The organism is Pseudarthrobacter sp. NPDC058362, from assembly GCF_042723515.1.
Taxonomy (GTDB): Bacteria; Actinomycetota; Actinomycetes; order Actinomycetales; family Micrococcaceae; genus Arthrobacter.
In genome coordinates, this window is record NZ_JBHXIW010000001.1 from 423,224 (window position 1) to 446,095 (window position 22,872).

General features: G+C 68.2%; 20 protein-coding genes. 7 read left to right on the plus strand and 13 right to left on the minus strand.

Annotation, left to right across the window (positions count from 1 at the left end; genetic code table 11):
* The first annotated feature begins 252 nt into the window (after positions 1–252).
* From pta to ACFWIX_RS01955, 3 genes are all read left to right on the plus strand, one after another.
* Positions 253–2,316 carry a phosphate acetyltransferase gene (gene pta / locus ACFWIX_RS01945; protein ID WP_377214421.1) on the plus strand — a complete coding sequence of 688 codons (2,064 nt, stop codon included), beginning with the start codon at positions 253–255 and terminating at the stop codon, positions 2,314–2,316.
* A 143-nt stretch (positions 2,317–2,459) separates the two neighbouring features.
* Positions 2,460–3,530 (plus strand): LacI family DNA-binding transcriptional regulator, encoded by a 1,071-nt coding sequence (locus ACFWIX_RS01950; RefSeq protein WP_377214422.1) that lies wholly within the window; start codon positions 2,460–2,462, stop codon positions 3,528–3,530.
* Positions 3,530–4,525 carry an aldo/keto reductase family protein gene (locus ACFWIX_RS01955; RefSeq protein WP_377214423.1) on the plus strand — a complete coding sequence of 332 codons (996 nt, stop codon included), beginning with the start codon at positions 3,530–3,532 and terminating at the stop codon, positions 4,523–4,525. Before ACFWIX_RS01950 ends, ACFWIX_RS01955 begins: the two co-directional genes overlap by 1 nt.
* 51 nt (positions 4,526–4,576) lie before the next feature.
* Here ACFWIX_RS01955 and ACFWIX_RS01960 read toward each other — a convergent pair whose 3' ends face one another.
* Positions 4,577–4,903, minus strand: a complete 327-nt coding sequence (locus ACFWIX_RS01960) for a hypothetical protein (RefSeq protein WP_377214424.1) — start codon at positions 4,901–4,903, stop codon at positions 4,577–4,579.
* A gap of 208 nt (positions 4,904–5,111) precedes the next feature.
* Here ACFWIX_RS01960 and ACFWIX_RS01965 point away from each other — a divergent pair, with 208 nt between their 5' ends.
* Positions 5,112–6,278 carry an acetate kinase gene (locus ACFWIX_RS01965; RefSeq protein ID WP_377214425.1) on the plus strand — a complete coding sequence of 389 codons (1,167 nt, stop codon included), beginning with the start codon at positions 5,112–5,114 and terminating at the stop codon, positions 6,276–6,278.
* A 51-nt stretch (positions 6,279–6,329) separates the two neighbouring features.
* On the opposite strand, the gene ACFWIX_RS01970 is transcribed toward ACFWIX_RS01965, so the two are convergent.
* Together ACFWIX_RS01970 and ACFWIX_RS01975 are read right to left on the minus strand one after the other, a co-directional pair.
* The gene (locus ACFWIX_RS01970) at positions 6,330–7,523 is read right to left on the minus strand and encodes an NAD(P)/FAD-dependent oxidoreductase (protein ID WP_377214426.1); all 1,194 of its coding nucleotides are present in this window, start codon (positions 7,521–7,523) and stop codon (positions 6,330–6,332) included.
* A 45-nt stretch (positions 7,524–7,568) separates the two neighbouring features.
* Positions 7,569–9,809 (minus strand): S9 family peptidase, encoded by a 2,241-nt coding sequence (locus tag ACFWIX_RS01975; RefSeq protein ID WP_377214427.1) that lies wholly within the window; start codon positions 9,807–9,809, stop codon positions 7,569–7,571.
* A gap of 633 nt (positions 9,810–10,442) precedes the next feature.
* Here ACFWIX_RS01975 and ACFWIX_RS01980 point away from each other — a divergent pair.
* Positions 10,443–10,865 (plus strand): Hsp20/alpha crystallin family protein, encoded by a 423-nt coding sequence (locus ACFWIX_RS01980; protein ID WP_377214428.1) that lies wholly within the window; start codon positions 10,443–10,445, stop codon positions 10,863–10,865.
* Between the two features lie 179 nt (positions 10,866–11,044).
* Here the strand turns inward: ACFWIX_RS01980 and ACFWIX_RS01985 are convergent, their stop codons facing one another.
* Both ACFWIX_RS01985 and ACFWIX_RS01990 read right to left on the minus strand, forming a co-directional pair.
* Complete coding sequence (locus tag ACFWIX_RS01985; protein WP_377214429.1) at positions 11,045–12,028, minus strand: NAD(P)H-hydrate dehydratase; 984 nt, start codon at positions 12,026–12,028, stop codon at positions 11,045–11,047.
* Complete coding sequence (locus ACFWIX_RS01990) at positions 12,006–12,791, minus strand: histidine phosphatase family protein (RefSeq protein WP_377214430.1); 786 nt, start codon at positions 12,789–12,791, stop codon at positions 12,006–12,008. Before ACFWIX_RS01990 ends, ACFWIX_RS01985 begins: the two co-directional genes overlap by 23 nt.
* A 133-nt stretch (positions 12,792–12,924) precedes the next feature.
* Between ACFWIX_RS01990 and ACFWIX_RS01995 the strand changes: the two genes are divergently transcribed.
* Positions 12,925–13,269 carry a PadR family transcriptional regulator gene (locus tag ACFWIX_RS01995; RefSeq protein ID WP_377214431.1) on the plus strand — a complete coding sequence of 115 codons (345 nt, stop codon included), beginning with the start codon at positions 12,925–12,927 and terminating at the stop codon, positions 13,267–13,269.
* A 3-nt stretch (positions 13,270–13,272) separates the two neighbouring features.
* The gene (locus ACFWIX_RS02000; protein ID WP_377214432.1) at positions 13,273–13,659 is read left to right on the plus strand and encodes an HAAS signaling domain-containing protein; all 387 of its coding nucleotides are present in this window, start codon (positions 13,273–13,275) and stop codon (positions 13,657–13,659) included.
* Between the two features lie 103 nt (positions 13,660–13,762).
* Here ACFWIX_RS02000 and ACFWIX_RS02005 read toward each other — a convergent pair whose 3' ends face one another.
* The 8 genes from ACFWIX_RS02005 to ACFWIX_RS02040 all read right to left on the minus strand — a co-directional run bounded on the left by ACFWIX_RS02005 (position 13,763) and on the right by ACFWIX_RS02040 (position 22,815).
* Positions 13,763–15,499, minus strand: a complete 1,737-nt coding sequence (locus ACFWIX_RS02005; RefSeq protein WP_377214433.1) for an alkaline phosphatase D family protein — start codon at positions 15,497–15,499, stop codon at positions 13,763–13,765.
* A gap of 192 nt (positions 15,500–15,691) precedes the next feature.
* Positions 15,692–16,792, minus strand: a complete 1,101-nt coding sequence (locus tag ACFWIX_RS02010) for an LCP family protein (RefSeq protein WP_377214434.1) — start codon at positions 16,790–16,792, stop codon at positions 15,692–15,694.
* A 31-nt stretch (positions 16,793–16,823) separates the two neighbouring features.
* The gene (locus ACFWIX_RS02015) at positions 16,824–17,996 is read right to left on the minus strand and encodes an LCP family protein (protein WP_377214435.1); all 1,173 of its coding nucleotides are present in this window, start codon (positions 17,994–17,996) and stop codon (positions 16,824–16,826) included.
* Between the two features lie 138 nt (positions 17,997–18,134).
* Entirely contained in the window at positions 18,135–18,818 is a 684-nt protein-coding gene (locus tag ACFWIX_RS02020; RefSeq protein WP_377214436.1) for a low molecular weight phosphatase family protein, read from the minus strand.
* A gap of 177 nt (positions 18,819–18,995) precedes the next feature.
* Complete coding sequence (locus ACFWIX_RS02025; RefSeq protein ID WP_377214437.1) at positions 18,996–19,619, minus strand: DUF305 domain-containing protein; 624 nt, start codon at positions 19,617–19,619, stop codon at positions 18,996–18,998.
* Positions 19,620–19,672: 53 nt separating this feature from the next.
* Entirely contained in the window at positions 19,673–20,074 is a 402-nt protein-coding gene (locus ACFWIX_RS02030; protein WP_377214438.1) for a hypothetical protein, read from the minus strand.
* 94 nt (positions 20,075–20,168) lie between these two features.
* Entirely contained in the window at positions 20,169–22,325 is a 2,157-nt protein-coding gene (locus ACFWIX_RS02035) for a heavy metal translocating P-type ATPase (protein WP_377214439.1), read from the minus strand.
* 52 nt (positions 22,326–22,377) lie between these two features.
* Positions 22,378–22,815: a heavy-metal-associated domain-containing protein gene (locus ACFWIX_RS02040; protein WP_377214440.1), complete on the minus strand. Its 438-nt coding sequence runs from the start codon at positions 22,813–22,815 to the stop codon at positions 22,378–22,380.
* Positions 22,816–22,872 lie beyond the last annotated feature (57 nt).

A 22,872-nucleotide genomic window follows, 5' to 3' on the forward strand; every position in this document is an offset into this window, starting at 1 on the left:
GAATGTTCATTAGGTAATCCCATGAAGGGGGTCGGTGTCAAGAGTTGGGCGTCGAGCCAGCCCTTCGTGCCCAGTTGCTTTGGCGAGGAGTCCGCTTTTCGAGGGAACACGCCGTCGGGCACGGCGCGCCGCGTCCATGCCGCGCGGAGCAACCGGGCGGGAACGCACGACGGCGGCGGGCGCTTTGCCACTTGGGGTGCCCCGGGTGAAAGACTGGGGTGGACCTGCATCACCACTACCTAAGGGCGGACCATGGCCAAGGGGATCTACGTCAGCGCAACCACACCCGGATCGGGCAAGTCACTCGTGGCTTTGGGCCTGGCGGACACCCTCCACCGGCATGCGGACCGGATCGGATTCTTCAAGCCGGTGGTCCAGGGCCCCGGGGACGACCCCATGGTGGCGCTGATGAAGAGCCGGTTCGAGCTCGACGACGAGCGCTGCCGCGGCGGCCTGACGTTCCAGGAGGTCCGCGAGCTGCTGGCCGAGGGCAACCGGGCCGAGATCGATGCCCGTTGCGTGGAAATTTTCGCCGAAATCTCCCGCCACTGCGACGTGGTGATCGTGGAGGGGACGGACCTGACCGGCCAGGACGCCGCCGTCGAATTCGACCTGAACGCCCGGCTGGCCAACAACCTCGCCGCCTCCGTGGTAGCCGTGGTCGGCGCGAAGGGACGGACCGTCGAGGAGGCGACGGCCGCCGTCGAGGTTGCCCGCAAGGAGCTTTCCGCGGAGAAGTGCTCGCTGCTGGCCATCATGGTCAACCGCGCAAATCCGGACGACGTCGGTGCTATTGCCGCCGCTGTGAAGCCCGGCGCCTCCGGGCGTCCCGTCTACGTTTTCCCCGAGCTGGAGGACATCGCCCGGCCCACCACCGGCGAGGTGGCGGCGGCGCTGGGCGTGCGGCAGATCGCCGGCCGGGCGGACATGGAGCGCGACGTGAAGGACGTCAAAGTCGCGGCCATGAGTGTGGGCAATTTCCTGAATGTGCTGGACGAGGGTGCGCTGGTGATCGTTCCCGGGGACCGGGCGGACGTGATGGTCGCGTGCCTGGCCTCCTCCTTCTCGCCGGAATTCCCGGTGCCGTCCGGGCTGATCCTGACCGGCGGCCTGGCCCCGGATGCCAACATCTATCCGCTCCTGGCGCAGGCCCCGTTCCCGGTTTTTGCCGCCGAGGAGGACACCTACGGTACCGCCAAGCGCATCTCCGAGGTCCGCAGCGAAATCTGGTCCGGGCACCGCCGCAAGGTGGCCTCCGCTCTGGGCCTGTGGTCCCGCAGCGTGGACGAGGCTGAACTGGTGGAACGGCTGCATCTGCCGCGGGCCGAGCGCATGACGCCGCTGCGGTTCCTGCACGACCTGATCGAGCGGGCCCGGTCGCAGCGCCGCCATGTGGTCCTGCCCGAGGGTACGGACGTCCGGATCCTGCGCGCCGCGGAAATCCTGCACCGCCGCGATGTCTGCGACCTCACCGTCCTGGGCCCGGAACCGGACGTGCGCGAACTGGCATCCGCCAGCGGCATCGACCTGACCGGGATCAACATCGTGGACCCCGCCACCTCGGACCTGCGGCAGAAGTTCGCGGAGAAGTACTCGGAGCTGCGCGCGCACAGGGGCGTGGATCTGCCCAAGGCCCTGGAAATCATGCAGGACGTCAGCTACTTCGGCACCATGATGGTCCAGCTGGGCGTCGTGGACGGGATGGTCTCCGGTGCCGCGCACACCACCGCCCACACCATCCGGCCGGCCCTGGAATTCGTTAAGACGCGCGAGGGCGTGAAGATCGTGTCTTCCGTGTTCCTGATGCTGATGCCGGACCGCGTGCTGGTCTACGGCGACTGTGCCGTGAACCCGGATCCCAACGTGGAGCAGCTCGCGGACATCGCCTTGGCGTCCGCCGAGACCGCGGCGCAGTTCGGTGTGGAGCCGCGGGTGGCCATGCTTTCCTACTCCACCGGCGGATCCGGCTCCGGCGAAGCCGTGGACCGGGTGCGGCAGGCCACGGACCTGGTCCGCGAACGCCGCCCGGATCTCGCCGTCGAAGGCCCCATCCAGTACGACGCGGCCGTGGACGCCTCCATTGCCGAGTCCAAGATGCCGGGTTCGTCCGTGGCAGGTCAGGCGACCGTCTTCATCTTCCCCGACCTGAACACCGGCAACAACACGTACAAGGCCGTGCAGCAAAGCTCCGGCGCGGTCGCCGTCGGGCCTGTCCTGCAGGGGCTCCGGAAGCCGGTGAATGACCTGTCGCGCGGCTGCACGGTGGAGGACATCGTGAACACCGTGGCCATCACGGCGATCCAGGCGCAGGGTTAGAACTGGCGCCCGCCGTCCTGCCCATCGTCAAGCTCGACGGCGACGCCGGGTCTGAGGGTGGCCCTGGATGACGCGGACTGGCCGCGCACCCCTGTTACGCAAGCGCTTGCGTAAGCGCCGTCCGGGGCATACCGTGGTTTCCCGTGGGTGCCGGAATAGACGAGGTCGCTGAACGCGCGGGCGTGGCGGCCTCCACAGTGTCGCGAGCGCTGCGCGGGCTGCCAGGAGTTTCGGAAGGGACCCGTGAACGCATCCGCCAGCTGGCTTCCGAGCTTGGATATCAGCCGTTGCCCAGTGCTGCCCGGCTTGCCACGGGCGTGACGGGCACAGTGGCCGTGGTGGTGCCCGACGCCACCAAATGGTTCTTCGGGCAGGTGGTTTCCGGTGCCGCCGGGGCCGTCCGCGCGGCAGGGCGGGACGTCCTGCTCTTCGAACTCGGCGACGGCGAGGGCCGCCGCAGGTTCTTCATCGGCGGGGTTCTGCGGGGCCGCGCGGACGCCGTGCTGGTTCTGTCGCTGAAACTGTCCCAGGCAGAGGTGGGAATGCTGCGCGCCCTGGACCTGCCCGTCGTCGTCCTGGGCCAGTCCTCTGAATTCTTCGGCAGCGTCAGGGTGGATGAACGTGCGGCGGCCAGGGCGGCGGTGCGGCACCTGCTGGACCTGGGGCACCGAAGCATTGCGATGATCGGCATCGACGACGAAGCCGAAGTGACCGCGGGAAGTGCCGCGCCGCCGTCGCGCGTTGCCGGATACCGCCAGGCGCTGCTCGCGGCGGGCATTACGCCGGCGGCGGACTGCGAGCAGTCCGCCCCGAACAGCGTGGCAGGGGGCCGGACGGCAATGCGGCGGCTCCTTGCAGCGCCGGTCCCGCCCACGGCTGTGTTCGTCGGCTCGGACGAAATGGCGTTCGGTGCCATGCGGGAAGCAGAGGCGGCCGGGCTGGAGATCCCGCGGGATATCTCGTTCGTAGGCTTCGACAACCACGACTTCGCGCCGGTCATGGACCTGACCACGGTGGACCAGGATGTGCGGGGCCAGGGGGCGGCCGCCGCGGAACTGCTGGTCGCTGCCCTCGAGCGCCGCGTGGCCGGGGCACCCGGCTCGGAATCCGCGCGGGGCACCCGGACGGTAAAGACCCGCCTGGTGGTGCGCGGCAGCACAGCCGCCGCGGCCAGGACCACCACCAATCCAACAACAGCAAAGGCAGGCAACTGATGGAATACCGCAAACTTGGCTCATCGGGGATGTACATCAGCGCCCTCGCGTACGGCAACTGGGTCACGCACGGCGAACAGATCGACCAGGAGGCGGCCACCGCGTGCGTCCGGAAGGCGCTCGACCTGGGGATCACCACGTTCGACACGGCGGACGCCTATGCCGGAACCCGTGCGGAGACCGCGCTGGGCGAGGCGCTGGCCGGAATCCGCCGCGAGAGCATTGAAGTGTTCACCAAGGTCTACTTTCCCACCGGGGAAGGAAAGAACGACCGCGGCCTGTCCCGGAAGCACGTGATGGAATCCATCAACGGTTCGCTGCGCCGGCTGCAGACCGACTATGTGGACCTCTACCAAGCCCACCGCTACGACTACGAAACGCCGCTGGAAGAGACGATGCAGGCTTTCGCTGACATCGTCCGGGCGGGCAAGGCGCTGTACATCGGCGTATCCGAGTGGACCGTGGACGAGATCCGTGCCGGGGCCGCCCTGGCCAAGGACCTGGGGATCCAGCTGATCTCCAACCAGCCCCAGTATTCGATGCTGTGGCGGGTCATCGAGGAGGAGATCGTCCCCGTCAGCGAGGAACTGGGCATCGGCCAAATCTGCTGGTCTCCGCTGGCACAGGGCGTGCTCACCGGCAAGTACCTGCCGGGCCAGACCGCCCCGGCGGATTCACGATTCGCCGCGGACGACGGCTCGTTGAAGGAAAACCGCTACCTGACCGAGGACATCCTCACGCGGGTGCAGCAGCTCAAGCCGCTGGCTGACGAGGCCGGGCTCTCTCTGGCCGGGCTCGCCGTCGCATGGGTCCTGCAGAACCCGAACGTCTCGGCCGCGATCGTGGGTGCGTCGCGGCCCGAGCAGCTGGAGGACAACGTCAGGGCCGCCGGGGTGAAGCTTGATTCTTCGCTCATGGCACGCATCGACGAGCTCATGCTTCCCGTCGCGGAGCGCGATCCGGCCAAGGTGGAGTCCTTCAAGGAGCGCGTCTGACCCTCCCGGCTTAACCGCCTCCAGCCCGGGGCACTGCGACGCAGCCCCCTGTTAGCTGTTGTCCGGTTTGGCCAGGCTTTCAGGGTCTTCCTCTTTGGCGGGCTCGTCGGACAGTCCCTGGGGGCTGAGGTCCAGGCCTTCGGTGTCTTCCGGGGCTTCGGGGGCCTCACCGGTTTCCTTGGCCTTGAGGGCGCCGGTGTCGTCGAGCGCCGGGTTGGCACCCTCGACGCCGGTGGGATCCTTGGTGCCGGAGCCGCCAGAGCCGGCGCCAGCTCCGCCGTCGTGCGTTCCGCCTGTACCTTCGGGGAGCGGGGCAGTGCTGCTGGATCCGGTGTTGGTGGGGTCGTTGTCCTCGGCGGGCGTGGGCTCGTTGGTCATGCGATGTCCTCTCGGCGTGGTCCGGCCTGTCCGCTGACTGTAGGCACAGCGCCCAGGGATCCGCAAGAATCCCGCCCCCGCACCCACCCGCGAGGTGGCACTCAACGGCACTCCCGGCGTCGGGCATTGGCGTTAAGTGCCGTCTCGCGGAGGGGCCAGCCGATAGGGTGGAACTGAACCGCGGAAGCTCAGGCTCAGGAGGCCCTTCATGCTCGTGCTCGTCATCAACTCCGGCTCGTCCTCGCTCAAGTACCAGGTGCGCGACGTCGCCGCCGGATCCGTGCTGACCGAGGGGCTGATCGAGAAGATCGGCATGGGCAACGGCGGGGATGGCGACGGCGAGATCGAAGGCCCGCGCGACCATGCCGAGGCGCTGGAGCAGGTGGATGCCGCCATCCACGAGGACCTGGGCGACCTGCAGCTCGGCGCCGTGGGGCACCGGGTGGTGCATGGTGGTGAACGCTTCGCGGAGCCCGTGCTCATTGACAACGAAATCACCCGCGCCATCGAACGGCTCAACCCGCTGGCACCGCTGCACAACCCCGCCAATGTGCTGGGCATCCGCGCCATCACCAGGAAATGGCCGGACCTGCCGCAGGTAGCCGTCTTCGATACCGCCTTCCACCGCAGCATCCCCGAGCACGCCTGGCGCTACGCCGTCCCGGACGAGCTCTACACAAACCACGGCATCCGGCGCTACGGGTTCCACGGGACCTCGCACGAGTACGTCACCCGGCAGGCCGCCGCGCTGCTGGACATCCCGGCGGAAGAGTTCGACGGCGTCATCGCCCACCTGGGGAACGGCGCCTCAGTCACGGCGATCCAGGGCGGCCGGTCGATGGACACTTCGATGGGGTTCACGCCGCTCGAGGGCCTGGTGATGGGCACGCGCTCCGGCGACCTGGACCCCTCGATCCTCGTTTTCCTCGGCCGGGCCGGCTGGACGCCCGAGGACCTGGACACCATGCTCAACCGCGAATCCGGACTCAAGGGACTGGCCGGCAACAACGACATGCGCTCCGTCGTGGAAGCCGCGGAGTCCGGCGACGGCCGGGCTGCCATGGCGCTCGCCGTCACGTCGTATCGCCTGGCCAAGTACATCGGCGGGTACCACGTGGCTGTCGGCGGGGCAAAGGCCCTGGTGTTCACTGCCGGCATCGGCGAGAACTCCCACCAGTTCCGGGCGCTCGTCGCCGACCGCCTGGGTGCGCTGGGCGTGGAGCTCGACGGCGGCCTGAACCGTCAGCGGTCCAAGGAACCACGCGTCATTTCCACGCCGCAGTCCGGGTTGCCCGTCCTGGTGGTGCCCACCGACGAGGAGCGCGCCATTGCGGAGGCGACGGCCGCCGTCGTTTCTTCATCGATTGCTCCGTAGATGCCGTTTAGCGGCAGCAAAACGGCATCGGAGCAATCGATCGGGGTTGTCCTAGGCGCGGCCCTTGAGGATGAGGTTCCAGTAGATCTTCGGGAAGATGTCCCGGTCCACCACCCATGAGAGCCGGCTTTCGTTCCACGTGGGCACGCGCGGGATGGTGGGCACGGGGCGATAACGGTCGTCGAACTCGGCGAAGACCACGGTGTCGCGCGAGACCGTAAAGGGGCACACGGAGTAGCCGTTGTACTTGGCGGAAAGGCGCTTGCCCTTCCGCGCGGCCACCAGGTTTCTTGCCAGGACCTTGGTCTGCTTGCGCAGGGCGCCGCCGGACTTGGAGTTGGTGGTGCCTGCGGCGTCGCCCAGCGACCAGACGTTGGGGTACCGGAGATGCCGCAGCGTCTGCCGGTCCACCTCCACGAAGCCGCCGTCGTCCCCGGCGGCCGGGAGGTCCGTTGCCTTCAGCCAGTCCGGTGCTGACTGCGGCGGGACTCCGTTGAGCACGTCGTAGCGGAGCTGTTCCTCGTTGCCGGTCTCCAGGTTGCGGATAGTGGCGGTCTGGGCAGCCGGATCCACGGCTACGAGTTCGCTGTTCGTGCGCAGTTCGATGCCGTACTCCGCGATCTTCCGGTCCAGTTCCCGGTCCACCTCCGGCACGCCGAACACAGTGGGATAGGGCTGGACCATGACCACGCGGATCTTGTCCAGTACGCCCTGTTGGCGCCAATAATCGCAGGCGAGGTACATGGGTTTCTGGCTCGCACCTCCGCACTTGATGGGCCCGGCCGGCATGGTGAACACCGCGGTGCCGGAGGTCATCCCGCTGAGCAGGGTCCACGCCTTGGGCGCCAGGTCGAACTCGTAGTGCGAGGCGCCATGGGGGGAGTGGACGGCCTCGGCCAGCCCCGGCACGGTGTCCCAGTCGTACTGCAGGCCGGGGCAGACCACCAGTTGCCCGTAGGCCACCGTTGACCCGGACGCGAGCGTGACGGTGTTGGCGTTGGCATCCACATCCACGGCGCTGTCCCGGATCCAGGTGACACCGGCGGGGGTCACGGACTCCTGCGTGCGGACCGCCTCCTGGGCCGTCGACCGCCCGCCGGCGATGTGCGAAAAGAGTGGCTGGTAAAGGTGGTGGTCCTTCGGCTCGATGAGCGCCACGTCTTTGACCCCGTACCGCTGCAGCCGGGCCGCCAGCGACACGCCCGCGTTGCCGCCGCCGATGACCACCACTTCGAAGCTTTTCATGGCTCTCCTTCGCCTACGGTTTCGTACGCTCAGCTGCCGCCGATCTTACTTCAGCCCGGCGCCCGGCAGCAGTTCGGTAGCGCCCAGGGCATCGGCGATGAACGCGTAGTCCCAGGCACGCTCCCGCCACTGCACGTACCGGCCTGACGCACCGCCATGCCCGCCGTCCATCTCGATCTTCATGACGATCGGCTCGGACCCGGTGGTCCTGTTCCGGAGTTCCTGCACCCATTTGGCCGGCTCCACGTAGAGGACCCGGGTGTCGTTGAAAGAGGTAACGGCAGCGATCTTGGGGTAAGCCGCGGCGCGGACGTTTTCGTAGGGGGAGTAGGACTTCATGTAGCCGTACACGTCCGGGTCCGTGATGGGATTGCCCCATTCCTCCCACTCCAGCGCGGACAGCGGCAGGTCCGGGTCCAGGATGCTGGTCAGCGGATCCACGAACGGTACCTGCGCCACAATGGCGGCGTACTTCTCCGGCGCCAGGTTGGCCACCGCACCCATCAGCAGGCCGCCCGCCGAGCCGCCCAGCGCCGCGATCCGCGCCGGATTCACCCAGCCAGAGGCCGCCAGCCAGTCGGTGGCGTCGATGAAGTCAGTGAAGGTGTTCTTCTTGGCGAGCTTCTTGCCGTTGTCGTACCACTTCCGGCCCAGCTCACCGCCGCCGCGCACGTGCGCAATCACGAACACCACGCCGCGGTCCAGCAGCGACAGCCGGGCGATGCCAAACCCCGGGTCCATGCTCATCTCGTAGGACCCGTAGCCGTAGACCAGGCCCGCCGCCGTAGAATCCTGCCGCACACTCTTGTGCCGCAAAACGGACAGCGGAATGCGCGTGCCGTCCGCCGCCGTCGCCCATTCCCTGGTGGCGACGTAATCGCTGCCGTCGTAGCCGCCCAGCACCGGGCTTTCCTTGCGCAGCAGCAGCTCCCCGGCGGGACGTTCCGCGATGGGCAACACAAAATCGTAAACGCGCGACGGGGTGAAGTAGGACGTGTAGCCCAGCCGGATCACCGGGGCGTCGTAGTCCGATCCGCCCACGCCGGCCGTGTAGAGCTCCTCGTCGAACGCCGGCTCGACGGGCTCTTCCTGCGCCGGCGTCCCCAGGCCGGTCAGCCCCATCACCTGGACCCGCTCAATGGTGTCCTTGCGGATGGACACGACCAGGTGCGTGACGGTGACGCCCGCGCCGTTGACGCGCACGTCCTCGGAATGCCCGACGACGGTCTGCCAGTTCTGCTCGGCCAGCGGCTTTTCCAGCTCGGCCGGGTCAGCCAGGGAGACCATGGAGTTCACGGCACCGCGGTTGTGGGTGAGGAGGATGCGCTCTGTCTTCTGCCCGTCCGGGCCGTCCAGCAGGAAGGGCTCGGCCTCGTAGAGGATGCGTTCATCGCGGGAAATCACGGTGGTCAGGGCGCCGGAAGGGTCGTCGAAGCGGAGCAGGCGCGTCTCGCTGTACTCGGAGCAGCCGATGCCCAGCACCAGGTAACGCCGGTCCGAGGAGAGCTCAAAGCCCAGCCACATGGCCGCGTCGTCCTCCTGGTAAATGACCAAGTCGTCGGCGACAGGCGTGCCGAGGACGTGCGCCTTCACCTGATAGGGGCGCCACGTCTCGTCCACCACGGTGTAGAAGATGCGCGTGCCGTCGGGGGAGAAGGCAACCCCGTAGAAGATGTTCTCGATGACGTCCGGGAGCAGTTCGCCGGTGCGCAGGTCCTTGATGCGGAGGGTGAACCGCTCGTCGCCGGAGTTGTCCACAGCGTAGGCATAGAGGTTGCCGTCCACGGTCACGGCCGAACCGCCCACGGAGAAGAAGGGCTTGCCCTCCGCCTCCACGTTGCCGTCCAGCAGGACTTCCTCGCCGGGGATTTCGGTCCCGGGCTCCACCGCCGGAGGGGTCCAGTCGGCGATCTTGTCCTCGGTATCGCTGGCCCGGACGCGGCACTGGATGCCGTACTCCTTGCCCTCCACCGACCGGCTGAAGTACCACCAGCCGTCCTTCCGGTGGGGGACGGACAGATCGGTTTCCTGGGTCCGGCCCTTGATCTCCTGGAAGATCGCCTCCCGCAGCGGTTCCTGGTGCGCGGTGATGGCTTCCTGGTATGCGTTTTCGGCCTTCAGGTGCGCCACGACCTCCGGCGATTCCTTGTCCCGCAGCCACTCGTAGTTGTCCACGAAGGTGTCTCCGTGATGCGTCCGCTCCACGGGATTCCGCTTGGCGACAGGCGGCGTGGGCGCCGCGGCGGGGGCAGTGCTGGCGGGATCCTGCAGGGGAGTGGAGGTCATGCCTTCAATATATAGACCCCCTCGGAAAATAGGGCGCCGCGTTCGCTACCGGGAAACCCACCCCCCGATGCTCTCTCACTTCCCGCAGGATTCTCCCCAATGCTCTATCACCTATGGTCCCTATCCAGGGGGTTTAGGAGCTACAACTGATAGAGCCTCGGGGGGCGGCGTACCGATGCCCAAGGCGGGGGCGTATTCTGACACTTCAGGCACATCCGCCCAGCGTGAGAGGGGAAGTTCCATGACCATCCCGCCAGTGCACGAACCCGAGCCGTTCCCCGAACCGGGGCCGGACCCCACCCAGCCGGATCCCACGCAGCCGCATCCGCCCGGGCCGCCGTCGCCATTCCCTACCCCGGAACCTCCCGGACCGTTGCCTGTTCCGGACCCGGGCCCGGCGCCGCTCCGCCCGGACCCGACCAGAAGCTAGCGACAGCGCGAAGGGGGCTCTTGCCTGGCTGAACCGATCCAGGCAGGGAAGGGCCCTTGCCGCATGCGTCGACAGCCCAAAAAACGTTCAAAAAATCTCTTTCGAACCGCTTGAAGATCTCCCCTCACAGTGCTAAAAAATCTATATCAGCCACCACAGATCGGCTGAAAAAAAGAAGACTGTTTCTTTCGAGGAGGGAAGCCATGTTGATGCGAACCGATCCGTTCCGCGAGCTGGACAGGCTGGCCCAGCAGGTCCTCGGTACGACAGCGCGCCCGGCTGCGATGCCCATGGACGCGTGGCGGGAGGACAAGGAATTCGTCGTCGCCTTTGACCTGCCTGGGGTTGCGGTGGATTCTGTGGACCTGGATGTGGAACGGAATGTCCTGACCGTTCGGGCCGAACGCCCCGAACCGGCCGGAAAGGACACCGAGTTGATCGCCTCCGAGCGGCCGCGCGGCGTATTCAGCCGCCAGCTGATCCTCGGGGATACCCTCGACGCGGAAAACATCAAGGCCAATTACGACGGCGGCGTCCTCACCTTGCGGATCCCCGTCGCCGAAAAGGCGCAGCCGCGCAAGATCGAAATCGAAACCAAGGGGTCGAAGCAAGAGATCGCCGCATAGTTCCACAGGATAATTCCATAGGACCGGGAGGCCGCGCTCCTTCTGTTGGCTGCCTTTTTGGGGCGACTCGCCATTCTGTGCACGCCACAGCGCCAGACAGCGCACCGGCAGCGTATGCGCGGCCTTCCCGTACGGTGGCCCCCGGCTCCAGCCGGGGGCCATCCACTTCCCCCGTTGGGTCAGGAGCCGAGTTCCAGCATCAGCGCCGGAAGTTCGTCGGCGAGCTCGCGGGCCAGGAATCCGAGCGGGCCCATCCTGCTGGCCAGTCGGTCCGCTGCCGCGGCGTGAAGATGCGTTCCCCAGCAGGCGGCCTGCGGGCCGGTGGTCCCGCGCGCCCGCAGCCCCGCAATCGCCCCGGCCAGCACATCACCGCTGCCCGACGTCCCCAAACCCCCGTACCCGGTCGTGATCTTCCACAGATCCGGTTCGCCGCGGCCGTTCCCCGGCGGACGTGCAATTACCCCCTGGCAGCTCACCACCGCGTCATACCGGGCAGCCACCTCGGTCACGGCAGCTTCAAGGGCGTCGGCACCAAGATCGCCGGCATCCCGGCCCAGCAGGACCGCTGCCTCGTTCGGGTTCGGGGTGAGGATCAGCCGCCCGCGCCAAGGGTCCAGCTTGTTTTCCAACCGCACCAGGGCGCCCAAAGCGTAGGCATCGAGTACGACGGCGGGGCCCCCGTCCCGCCCGGCGTCACCATCAGGTTCCTCCCGCGCGGCCGAATCCCGCTCCAGCATTGCCGCCAGCAGATCCTCGGCGAGGTCCAGGTCGTCCAGGCCGGGTCCCACCAGGACCGCGTCGGCCCGCTCCAGGTAGCTGGAAATGCGGTCCAGGCCGCTGGCCAGGACTGACCCATCAGAGTTCTCGGGCAGCCCGATCGACCCGCACTCCGGCAGGGCCACTCCCACGTGGACAGCCGCCGACTCGGCCACGGCCAGCGTGAGTTTCCCGGCCCCGGCCCGCAAAGCCGCAGTCCCGGCCAGCAGCGCCGCACCGGGGGTTGCCCGCGCCCCGCCCACCACCAGCACCGAGCCGCGCGAGTACTTGTCCTCACCGGCGGCCGGCAGCGGCCAGTCGCGGAGGAAGGAGGGCGTGACCAGGGTGGGCTGTGCTTCGGAAGCCGCGGCGCCGCCGTCGTAATTACCGGGGGTGGACACTGGCATCCCCGGCGTGCTCCGTGACCTCGACGCCCTGCTCGGTCAGGTGGTCCGCCACGTTGAAGCTCTCCAGCGTCCACGGACCCGCGCCGGACGGGCGGACGTAGCGGGTGATGGAGGCGTTCAGGACGGACGTGCTGGCGGCCAGGTCGAGCAGTTCCTCTTCGGAGAGGCCCTCCATGACGTAGCGGAACAGCATGATCACGGCGTCGTGGCACACCAGCATGACCCGGTGGCCCGTGCCCAGGTTGTTCAGCTCGCCCAGCACGGACCGCAGCCGGAGCGCGACGTCGGCCCATGACTCCCCGCCCGGCGGACGGTAGTACAGCTTGCCCAGCCAGAGCCGCCGCTCCGCCTCCTCGGGGAACCGGTTGTCCACGCCGAGGCGGGTCAACCGGTCCAGGATGCCGAGTTCCCGGTCGCGGAGCCGTTCGTCGGTGACCACCTTGGCCGGCCAGCCCGCCGTTTCCACGGCGATTTCCGCCGTCTGCCGGGCGCGCGCGTAGGGCGAGGAAACTACAGCGTCGGCGCGGAACTCCTCAGCGATCCGGGCCAGGGCAGTCCCCAGTGCCCTGGCCTGCTCCTGCCCTGTCGTGGAAAGCTTCACGTCCGCGTCCCGCGCCGGCACATCGATGACTTCCGCCCCGGCCAGCCGCGCCTCCGTGGCCGCAACGTTGCCCTCACTCTCGCCGTGCCGGACCAGGAGCAGTTCCACCGCCCCGGCCTCCTGCACAGCCTCCGTCAGTCCGTCGTCGTTCAAGACAATCACTCCCGTCCGCGTTCGGTGCCGAATGCAGGAACACTATCAGCGCCCTTACCCACCGGACGGCCAAAATAACGCACGACGGCGGCACGGGCCCGCGTGCGTTGCCTCACCACTTAGGTTGTGACACTATCTAGTTATGAGTATCGAGAAGCGGTGGCCGAGCGACTGGGTCAGGGCCGTCCTTCCCGTTGGCATCCTCCGCGCGATCGCCGTGGGCGGCGAGGCCTATGGGTACCAGATTATCCAGCTGCTGCGGGCGTCCGGTTTCGAGGGGTTGAGCGGCGGAACCGTCTATCCGGCGCTGAACCGGCTGGAGTCGGACGGGCTTGTCAGCTCCCAGTGGCGCCAGGGAGACGCCGGGCCGGGGAAGAAGTTCTATGTACTGACCCCGGAAGGGCGGGACCGGCTGCAGGAATCAACCCGGGACTGGACCGAATTTACCGAACTGATCACGAACCTGCTTCACGAGAGACAAGGCTAAGCGATGACCACGCAGGAATACCTTCAGGCTCTGGCCTACGAACTGCGCCAGCGGAAGCAGGACGAACAGATGGTCCGCAGCACGCTGCGGGAAGTAAGCAGCCACCTGGCCGAGAGCGGGGAAAGCGGCGTCGAGGCCTTCGGGCAACCGCGCGACTACGCCGCCTCACTCGGTGCAGGCACAACCACGTCTAGGGGCTCCCGGGTGGGAACCCTTGCCGGGCTTGTTGTCATCGTGACACTCGCTGCGTATTTGGTCCTTCGGGGGACCTTCGACATAAGCTTCGGCATACTCGGAACGCTCAGCTATTTTGGCGCTGTGGTTGCCGCCACAGCTGCCCTGATAGTGACCGGCCAGCACCTGGACAGACGCCTGCCGGATCTCCGCTAGGACCACAACTGCTAACTTTCCCGACAGCCGCTGCGGATCCGGACAAGCGCAGCCCGGGTCCGAGGGGCGCTTGTCCGAATCCGCAGCGGAAGTCCGGCGGCGGTCAGCGTTCCGGGGTCAACACCTTGGAGAACACCGTTGTGCCGTTGGCATTGCGCAGGCTCACCGTGAACGTGTCCGAATCAAGCTGGACGTGACCGAAGAACTGGTTCTCGCCGTCGCGCGGTGATTCGCCGGGGAAGCGCCCGGCCTTGGAGAACACCACCTCGGGCCCGAACGTGCCGTCCATCTTGTTCGGTCCAAAGGATCCAGCGGCAATCGGCCCGGCCACGAACTCCCAGAACGGGTCGAAGTCCGTGAATGCCGCCCGCTCAGGGGAGTAGTGGTGTGCCGCGCAGTAGTGCACGTCGGCCGTCAGCCACACCACGTTCTTCACCCCGTTGCGCTTGAAGGCACTCAGCACCCCGGCGATCTCGAGTTCGCGGCCCAGCGGAGCGCCGGGGTCGCGGTTTGAAACGCTTTCCTGGTTCACCGGGCCGTCCGGCACGATCACGCCCAGGGGCATGTCCGCGGCGATCACCTTCCACGTCGCCTTGGATTTGCTGACCTCGCGGATCAGCCAGTCCACCTGCTCCTGGCCCAGGATGTTGGTGGTGTAGGCCTCCTTGCCGTCCGTATTGGGCGACTTGAACGTGCGCATATCCAGGCTGAAGATGTCCAGCTGCGGGCCGCGGGAAATCTTCCGGTAGATGCGCGCCGGCTGGTACTGCCCGGCGTCGTCAAACGTTCCTGGCCGCCACAGGGCAGACGAATCAGCGATGGGCATGTTCTCCTGCCATGCCTGCCGGCCCCGGGCTGCGAGCGTGTTGACGTCGCGGACCGTGTAGCGGGGGTCCTCCAGGATCTCGCCGGGGTACCAGTTGTTGGTGGTTTCGTGGTCGTCCCACTGGGCGATCACGGGAACGTCGGCGAACATGGCGCGCATGTTGGCGTCCAGCTGGTTGTACCGGTGGCGGCCGCGGAACTCGGTGAGCGTTTCGGCTACCTTGGACACCTCCTCCGTGACCAGGTTCCGCCACACCTGCCCGTCCTTCTCCACCACGGTCTCGGCGATGGGCCCGTCGGCGTACACGGTGTCCCCGGCGTGGATGAAGAAGTCCGGCCGCGTCTGGTGCATGGCACGGTAGCCGCGCATGCCGCCGATCTCTTCGTTGATGCCCCAGCCCTGCCCGGCCGTGTCGCCGGTCCACACGAAGCTCTGTGCGGACGACGGCGGGACCTCGCCTCCGTTGCTCGTCCCGCCGGTGCGTCCCTCGCCTCCGTTGCTCGTCCCGCCGGTGCGTCCCTCGCCGTTGTACGTCCCGGTGTCGGGGGCGGTGCGGAAGGTGCCGTGGACGCTCTCGCCGGCTGCGCCGCCGTCGTCCTCGAAGCTGATCTCCAGCGCAAACCGGGTGTTGGAGGGCAGGTTGCCGGCGTGGATCTTGGCGGTGAAGTCGGACGCCTGGGTGGCGCGCGGGCCGCGGAGGACGCGTTCAAAGGCGCCGCGCCCGCGGAGGATGTCGCCGCCGTCGTCCACGGCCCGCAGGACCGCGGTCATCCGCCCGGTGCCGGAAGAACGCGACCACAGGACCGCCGAGTCAGCGGTGACGTCGCCGGTGGCGATGCCGCTGGGCAGGGTGAGGCGGTTCCGGACCAGCGCGACCCCGGCAGGAGACGTCGCGGGGCCCGCATTGGCCGCGGCCGGGACGGAAGCCATTGCGGCCGCGAGGACTGAGCCGCGGACCATCGTGCGGCGGGAAAGTGTGCGGCGGGAAAGGTCAAGGCGTGAGGTGTCAGTCATGGGTTCAGGATGCCGCGGTGCGGGGCACGGCCGTTGACAGAACGGTGAACGCCGGGTGAGGGCCCGCTGAACCCTGCCACAAGCTCGGCTGGACCAGTCCTGTATCCGCACCAGCGGCCGCGACCCGCATAAGCGTGGTTGGGCAGCAGCGGTCAAGCGGGCCAGGGCCGCTCATGCGGGCGGGGCGGGGCCCTAGCCGGCGAGCTGCGCCACCCGCCCGGACCGCAGCGCCGCCCCGACCCTGGCGATGGCGTTGTAGTCCGGGAAGATCACGGACTGTTCGCCCACGTACCCCATCCCGGCGTTGGGCAACGTCATGCTCCGGACCGCCTTCACGTCGAGGTTGCGCAGGCTGTAGGCCAGGATCGCCACCTGGGCCGGGTCGAAGCCCTTGTTTACGGTGAGGCAGCAGCTGGCCATGTCCACGAGCGCGCGTACGGCCGTGACGTTGTTCAGCGCGCCGCGGGCGGTCAGCCGGGCCAGGATGGCGCTGAGCAGGGTCTGCTGGTTGCGCACCCGCTGGAAGTCGCCGTCGGCAAAGGCGTAGCGCTCGCGGGCGAACTCCAGCGCCGCCTGCCCATTGAGGTGGTTCACCCCGGCCTTAAAGACGTGGCGGGTCTCATGGGTGGATTGGAACGGCGTGGCCACGTTGACGTCGATCCCGCCCAGCCGGTCTGTGAGCACCCTGAACCCGTGGAAGTCCATCATCAACGTGTGCGCGATCCTGATTCCCAGCAGCTGCTCCACCGTCCGCTGCACCAGGTCGATGCCGCCGCGTTCCAGGCTCGCGTTGATTTTCGCGCCGCCGACCCCAGGCACTTCCACCCAGGTGTCCCGGTTGATCGAAATCAGGGTCAACGAGCGCCGGTCCGCCGGGACATGGACCACCATCAGTGTGTCCGCCCGCTGGTCCGACGCCTCACCGGTGGCCGCCGTGTGCGCCGCCTGCTTGCGTGCGTTCGCCCGGCTGTCGCTGCCGATCACCAGCACGTTCATGGGTACGGCCCGCAGCTCCGGGATAGGTGCAGGGGCGGGCGGCTTGGTCTTGGTGGGGGTCGCCGACGGCGTGGCGCTGGGCGTAGCCGTCGCGGTGGGGCTGGCGGCCGGTGCGGCCCCGGTGCCGGCGCGGTTCAGGTTGAAGATGACGACGACGGCGGTGGCCACGAGTGCCACGGCCAGCAGTGCCGCAATCCAGCGCCTCCGCCCGTGGAACATTTGGTGCCAGGCGTCGCCATGCGGGTGGGACTCCGGGCTTGGCTGGGATTCCGGGCCGGGGCCAGCGGGATCGCTCATGTCTGCCTCCACCTCATCGTGCTTGGTGGGATCAGTCTCCGCCCGCCAGTCCCCTGTTGGCTACGAACGTATCCAAACTGTCACCTGCCAGTGCCTGCCCCATGGCGGCAACGGCGTCCCAGTCCGGCAGCACGATCGACTGGCCGTCCGAGGACGTGCCGGTTCCCGTCGTCGGAAGCGTGAAAAAGACCAGGTCGCCGGGACCCACTCCACGCAGATCCAGGGCAAGCCGGGCCAGGGCCGCCGCGTTTAGCCCGCTGTCGACGCTGATGAACGGCGATATGGCTGACAGCGCCTCGCTGACCTTAAAGGGGTTGAGCAGCGTGCCGGCGCTGAGGTTTTTGGCCAGGAGGGCTTTGACGAAGGCCTGCTGATTCCGCACGCGCTGATAGTCGCCGTCGATGAACGCGTACCGCTCGCGGACAAACGCCAGGGCGTGCTCGCCGTCCAGAACCGCCGGGCCCTCGGTGAACGTGAACTTCCCATGCAGTGACACGAAGGGCTGGGTGATAGTGACTTCCACCCCGTCAAGGGCATCGGTCAGATCCTTGAAGCCCTCGAAGTCGATCATCGCCACATGGTCGATGCGCTGGTGGAACAGCGACTCGACGGTCTGCACCATGAGGGGTACACCGCCGTAGGCCAGGGCTGCATTGATCTTGGCCGTCCCGTATCCCGGGATTCCAACCCAAAGGTCGCGCATCAGGGAGACGGCATAGATCCGGGACCGGTCGGCGGGGATGTGGACCAGCATCAGGGTGTCCGCCCGCTGGTTGGAGTTGGTGCCGGACAACGCTTCGCCGGGGGTCGCCCCACGGCTGTCGCTGCCCATCACCAGGATGTTGAGTGCCCCGGCCGCTGCCGGCCCGCCCTCCGGAGTGCCGCCCTCAGCGGTGGTCCCACCGGCCGCCGGACCGGAACCGGGTGCCGCGCCTGTCACGTCCCCCGGAGCCCCGCCGGCCAACGGCTGGGCAGGCCGGGCGTTGGGGAGCGGACGCAGGGATTCATCGGGGAACGGGTTGTCGATGGTGGTGCTCTGGCTGTCAAAGTTCCGGCCCAGCGAGAACAGGAACGCCCCTCCGGCGGCCGGAATCAGGACCGCCACAGCCAGCAGCACGAGGAGGATCCGCCGCAGCCGGTGCCGGGGAGGCTTCCCGGGAGGGCCGGGAGCGGCGTTGCCTGGATAGGTCTGCTGGGTGCCCATCGCCGAAAATTACTGCGGCATGGGAGAGGTTTCATCGGGGGAATCCGCAGGAAGCCCGCACAAAAATCCACACTCTACGGGCCTGCACCAGCCCTGCCGCGGGTCCGGGCCCGCGGCCGGGCTGCTTCGCGGGCGGTGCTAGGCGGAGGGTGCGTTCAGCCGGGCGTGGCGCAGGATGGACACGATGGCCGGGGCGAGCTGGTCCTCCATCTGCCGGTACACCGCGGGGTCGCGCCGGTACGGGTCCACGATGTCGTTCTCGCTCGGATCCGCCGGCAGGGACAGATGCCGGACCCCGGCCGCACGGGCCGGCAACCCGCGCCAATAGGCGGCGTTGGCAGCGAAGGGGGTGCCGCCGTCGTCCGCGTCTGCAGTGGAACGCCCGACGCCGGCCCCTCCTCCCGCGGCAGGCCCGCCGGCGTGCGGGTCAGCACCGGCGGAAGCGCGTTCGTCCAGCACGTCCAGCATCCGCGCGAACTCCCGGATGGTGAACGTTCGCTTCAAGAGGGAAGCATCCAGTTGGAGGACTTCGCCGCGATGGCCGGAGGTCATGGTGAGCACCAGGTCCACGCCGCGGAGGATCTTCGGCGTGAGCTGGCGGGCGGCGAAGTGGTCCGGGCTGCCGCCGAAAGTGCGCACGATGTCGACCGAGATGGGCTGCATCGGGTCGCCCACCATGGCCCGCGTGCCGGCGCTGGCCACCTCGAACCCGCCCGGCACCACCTGGTCCAGCCCTGCCTGCAGCAGCCTCTCGGCCACGGGCGACCTGCAGATGTTGCCCGTGCAGACGGTGAGGATTCTTACTGGTGCGGACGTGTCCAAGGAGTTCTCTTTCCAGCCGGCGCGCGGACCGTGCAGTCCGCGCATTTCAACTTAACACGGCCGCCCCGCGACCCTCTCTCACTTAACGCACCCCCTCCCGCGTTGCTCTATCAGTTGTGGTCCTTAAAACCCGGGTTTAGCGACCAAATCTGATAGAGCAACGGGAGGGAGGAGAAGCTAAAGCTTGGCCAACAGCTGCTTCATTTCCGCGATCTCAGCCTGCTGCGCGGCGACGATGTCGCGGCCCAACTGCACGGCGTCGGCGTTCTTGCCCGCGCCGATCTCCTGCTGGGCCATCTCCACGGCGCCCTCGTGGTGCATGATCATCTGCTCGAGGAATAGCTTGGCGGCTTCGGGACCGGGGGCGGCCTTCAGCTGCTCCATACCGTCCGCGTCCACCATGCCGGACATGCCGTGGCCGGAATCGGTGGGCATCGTGGTGGGCTGGCCCCAGCTCTCCAGCCACCCCGTCATCTTCTCGATCTCGGGGCCCTGGGCGTCCTTGATCTTCGTGGCCAGCGCGGTGACCTCGGCGGGCACGTCCTGCTTGCCCAGCACGATGTCGCTCATCTCCACTGCCTGGGCATGGTGCGGGATCATCATCTGCGCGAACATGGCGTCCGCCGCGTTGTGGTCGGCGTTGGCGTCGGGCATCATGCTGGCCGGGCTGGAGCCATGGTCCATGCCGGACATGCTGCTGCCGCCGGTGGGCGCGGAGCCCGAGCCGGAGGCGCAGCCGGCCAGGCCCAGGCTGGCGGCGAGGGCAGCGGTGACGGTCAGGGTCTTCAGTGCGGTGTTCATGCGGAAATCGTCCTTAAAGTTGAACCGGTTGCGGGCGGGAACCTCGGTTCGGTTTACGTCCGGCTGATGGACAGGTCGCAGGGCGTGGGGCTGGACGGAATGTAGGAGTAGACGGGGGCGGCAGCGTCAACCGGCGGGGCCATCCTGACGGCGGCCACCGGAGGCGTCACCACGGCCAGCGCTCCCGAGCTCGGCGAGGGAACACACGACGCCGACGGCTCCCCGGCCCCCGGGCAGGTGTCTGCGCAGGCAGCACCGGCGTAAAGTACGACGACGGCGACCCCGCCCGGGTGCACCGGGTCGCCTGAGTGGGTGGTGCTGGAGTGGGTGGTGCTGGAGTGGGCAACATGGCCAGCCCCCGCGTGCGACGCATGGCTCCCCGTCATCACGTGCATCCCGAAGATCCCCACGATGACGGCCAGGACCCCAAGGAACCCGGCGGCGCGCATCAGCACCAGCTGAGAGAGGGTCGCCCAAAAACCCGCAGGACCTGCGAGAGGGTCGCGGAAAAACCCGCGGGATGTGAGAGAGCGTCGGGGCATGGTGTGTTTAACGTACCTCGGCCGGGTTGAGTTTCACGCGGCGCAGCAGCTGGGCGTTCAGTGCCACCACGATCGTCGATGCGGACATCAGCACGGCCCCGGCCGCGGGCGAGAGCACTACTCCGGCGAACGCCAGCACGCCGGCGGCCAGCGGCACGGACAGGATGTTGTACCCCGTGGCCCAGACCAGGTTCTGCCACATCTTGCGGTAGCTGGCGCGGGAGAGGTCCACCATGGACAGCACGGCGCGGGGGTCGTTCCCGGCCAGCACAACGCCTGCAGATTCCATCGCCACGTCCGTGCCGGCCCCGATCGCGATCCCCACCTCGGCGCGTGCCAGGGCGGGGGAGTCGTTGACGCCGTCGCCCACCATGGCCACCTTGAGGCCGCGGGCCTGCAGCTCGGCCACCTTCTTGTCCTTGTCCGCGGGCAGGACGTCGGCAAACACCTCGTCGATGTTCAGGTCCTCGGCCACGGCCTGGGCCACTTGGCGGGCGTCGCCGGTGATCATGCCTACCTTCACGCCGCGGTTTTGCAGCGCGGCCACGGCTTGCCGGGATTCGGCGCGGACGGCGTCCTCCAGGCTGATGGCGCCCAGCACGCGGCCTTCGTCAACCACGTGCAGCACGGCAGCCCCGCGGTCCATCCACGCACGGGTGGATTCGGCCAGGGTGGAAGGCTCGACGACGGCCAGCTCGCGGAGCAGAGCCGGCCCGCCCACGTGGACAGTGCGGCCGTCCACGGTGGCACGCACGCCGCGGCCGGTCATGGAGGTGAAGCCGGAGACCGCAGGCAGGGTGAGGCCGCGCTCGCGGGCAGCCCGGACGATCGCCCGGGCCACGGGGTGTTCGCTGTCGGACTCCACCGCGGCGGCCAGGGCCAGGAGCCGGTCAGGGTCCACGCCCTCCGCGGCGGCCACGTCCTTCAGGTCCGGCTCGCCGGTGGTCAGGGTGCCGGTCTTGTCGAACATCACCACGTCGATGGTGCGCATCCGTTCCAGCGCCATCCGGTTCTTGATGAGCACTCCGGCCCGGGCGGCCTGCTCGGTGGAGATGGCAATGACCAGCGGGATGGCCAGACCCAGGGCGTGGGGGCAGGCGATGACCAGGACGGTCACGGTGCGGGTGACGGCGTCCGGGACGCTGCCCAGCAGGGTCCATGCGATGAACGTGATCACGCCGGCGCCGGCAGCGAAGTAGAAGAGGAAGGCGGCCGCCCGGTCGGCCAGGGCCTGGGCCCGTGACGAGGACGCCTGCGCCTCGGCGACCAGACGCTGGATGCCTGCCAGCGCGGTCTGGTCGCCCACGGCCGTGACCTGCACGCGGACAGTATTGTCCGTGGCGACGGTTCCGGCCACGACGGCGTCGCCCGGCCCGCGGGGCACGGTCTTGGACTCGCCGGTGATCATGGATTCGTCGAACTCGGCCTGGCCGTCCACCACGGTCCCGTCGGCCGGCATCCGCGCGCCGGACCGGACCAGGACGACGTCTCCCTCGCGGAGGTCCGCCACCGGCACTGTCTCCGTGCCGCCGTCGTCCGTGATGCGGTCCGCCTCGTCCGGAAGGAGGGCGGCCAGCGCGTCCAGGGCGCCCTGGGCGGAGCCGAGTGCGCGCATCTCGATCCAGTGGCCCAGCAGCATGATGGCCACCAGGAGGGCCAGCTCCCACCAGAAGTCGAGATCGAACCCGGCGATGCCCAGGCTGGTGACCCACGATGCCCCGAACGCCACGGTGATGGCCATGCCGATCAGCAGCATCATGCCGGGCTTGCGGTTCCTGATCTCCTGTACGGCGCCCTTGAGGAAGGGCTGGCCGCCGTAAAGGAAAATCACGGTGCCCAGGACGGGCGGAATCAGCGTGGAGCCGGGGAACATCGGGGCCATGTAGCCGAAGATGTGGCCCACCATGGGGCTGAAGTACACCACCGGGATGGACAGGGCGAGGGTCAGCCAGAACCGGTTCCTGAACATCGCGGTGCTGTGCCCGGCGTGCTGTCCGTGGGTGTGGACGGCGTGGTCGTCATCTGGCATGTGGCCGGCGTGGCCCGAAGGTGCGCCGCGGCCCGCGTGCCCCGAAACGCCGTGCGCGCCGTGCCCCACGTGCTCGGTGACAGTGGGCGCGAAAGGGGTGGCGCCGTCGTCGTGATGGTGGTTGTGGTCCTGCATGGTGCCGCCTTAGGAAAGGAGGGTGCCCGGGGCGCGCTGCCCCGGGCCGGAGTCAGAGCGCTGCGTAACCGGCCGCGGCCACCGCCTGGCGCAGGTCCGCGTCCGCGGCGGAGCCGGTCACCGTGAGCCGCGACCGCCCGCGGGGCACTAGTTCCACCTTCGCCGCGTCCACCCCTGCCAGGGCGCCCAGGGCCTTCTCCACCGTCTGTGCGCAGTGCCCGCAGGTGAGACCCTCCAGGGCAAATTCGCGGGGCGCGCCAGATGCCGGGGAAGGTACGACGGCGGGACGCGCCTGGGCGCCGGCGTCAGCCTTCGTGGCGCCCTCGGCAGGGCCGCAGCAGCTGCAGCCGCCCGCGGAGGCGAGGGGGAGGGTTGTCCGGATTTCAGTTCCACACATGTCAGTTTCCATTCCGTCGAGGGAGTGATGGCTGCTGGGGTTGAACGGCTGTGAGAGGCGGCGCGGGGCGCCTGCCGGGACATACCACGTCACTGACAACACCTTGAAGATACCCCTAGGGGGTATACAAGTCAAGGGTCTTAAGGCATA

Bases quoted from the DNA above. Each gene is read 5' to 3' on its own strand.
- pta (WP_377214421.1), top strand. From the start codon at position 253: ATGGCCAAGGGGATCTACGTCAGCGCAACCACACCCGGATCGGGCAAG.
- ACFWIX_RS01955 (WP_377214423.1), top strand. From the start codon at position 3,530: ATGGAATACCGCAAACTTGGCTCATCGGGGATGTACATCAGCGCCCTC.
- ACFWIX_RS01960 (WP_377214424.1), bottom strand. From the start codon at position 4,903: ATGACCAACGAGCCCACGCCCGCCGAGGACAACGACCCCACCAACACC.
- ACFWIX_RS01965 (WP_377214425.1), top strand. From the start codon at position 5,112: ATGCTCGTGCTCGTCATCAACTCCGGCTCGTCCTCGCTCAAGTACCAG.
- ACFWIX_RS01970 (WP_377214426.1), bottom strand. From the start codon at position 7,523: ATGAAAAGCTTCGAAGTGGTGGTCATCGGCGGCGGCAACGCGGGCGTG.
- ACFWIX_RS01975 (WP_377214427.1), bottom strand. From the start codon at position 9,809: ATGACCTCCACTCCCCTGCAGGATCCCGCCAGCACTGCCCCCGCCGCG.
- ACFWIX_RS01980 (WP_377214428.1), top strand. From the start codon at position 10,443: ATGTTGATGCGAACCGATCCGTTCCGCGAGCTGGACAGGCTGGCCCAG.
- ACFWIX_RS01985 (WP_377214429.1), bottom strand. From the start codon at position 12,028: ATGCCAGTGTCCACCCCCGGTAATTACGACGGCGGCGCCGCGGCTTCC.
- ACFWIX_RS01995 (WP_377214431.1), top strand. From the start codon at position 12,925: ATGAGTATCGAGAAGCGGTGGCCGAGCGACTGGGTCAGGGCCGTCCTT.
- ACFWIX_RS02000 (WP_377214432.1), top strand. From the start codon at position 13,273: ATGACCACGCAGGAATACCTTCAGGCTCTGGCCTACGAACTGCGCCAG.
- ACFWIX_RS02005 (WP_377214433.1), bottom strand. From the start codon at position 15,499: ATGACTGACACCTCACGCCTTGACCTTTCCCGCCGCACACTTTCCCGC.
- ACFWIX_RS02010 (WP_377214434.1), bottom strand. From the start codon at position 16,792: ATGAGCGATCCCGCTGGCCCCGGCCCGGAATCCCAGCCAAGCCCGGAG.
- ACFWIX_RS02015 (WP_377214435.1), bottom strand. From the start codon at position 17,996: ATGGGCACCCAGCAGACCTATCCAGGCAACGCCGCTCCCGGCCCTCCC.
- ACFWIX_RS02025 (WP_377214437.1), bottom strand. From the start codon at position 19,619: ATGAACACCGCACTGAAGACCCTGACCGTCACCGCTGCCCTCGCCGCC.
- ACFWIX_RS02035 (WP_377214439.1), bottom strand. From the start codon at position 22,325: ATGCAGGACCACAACCACCATCACGACGACGGCGCCACCCCTTTCGCG.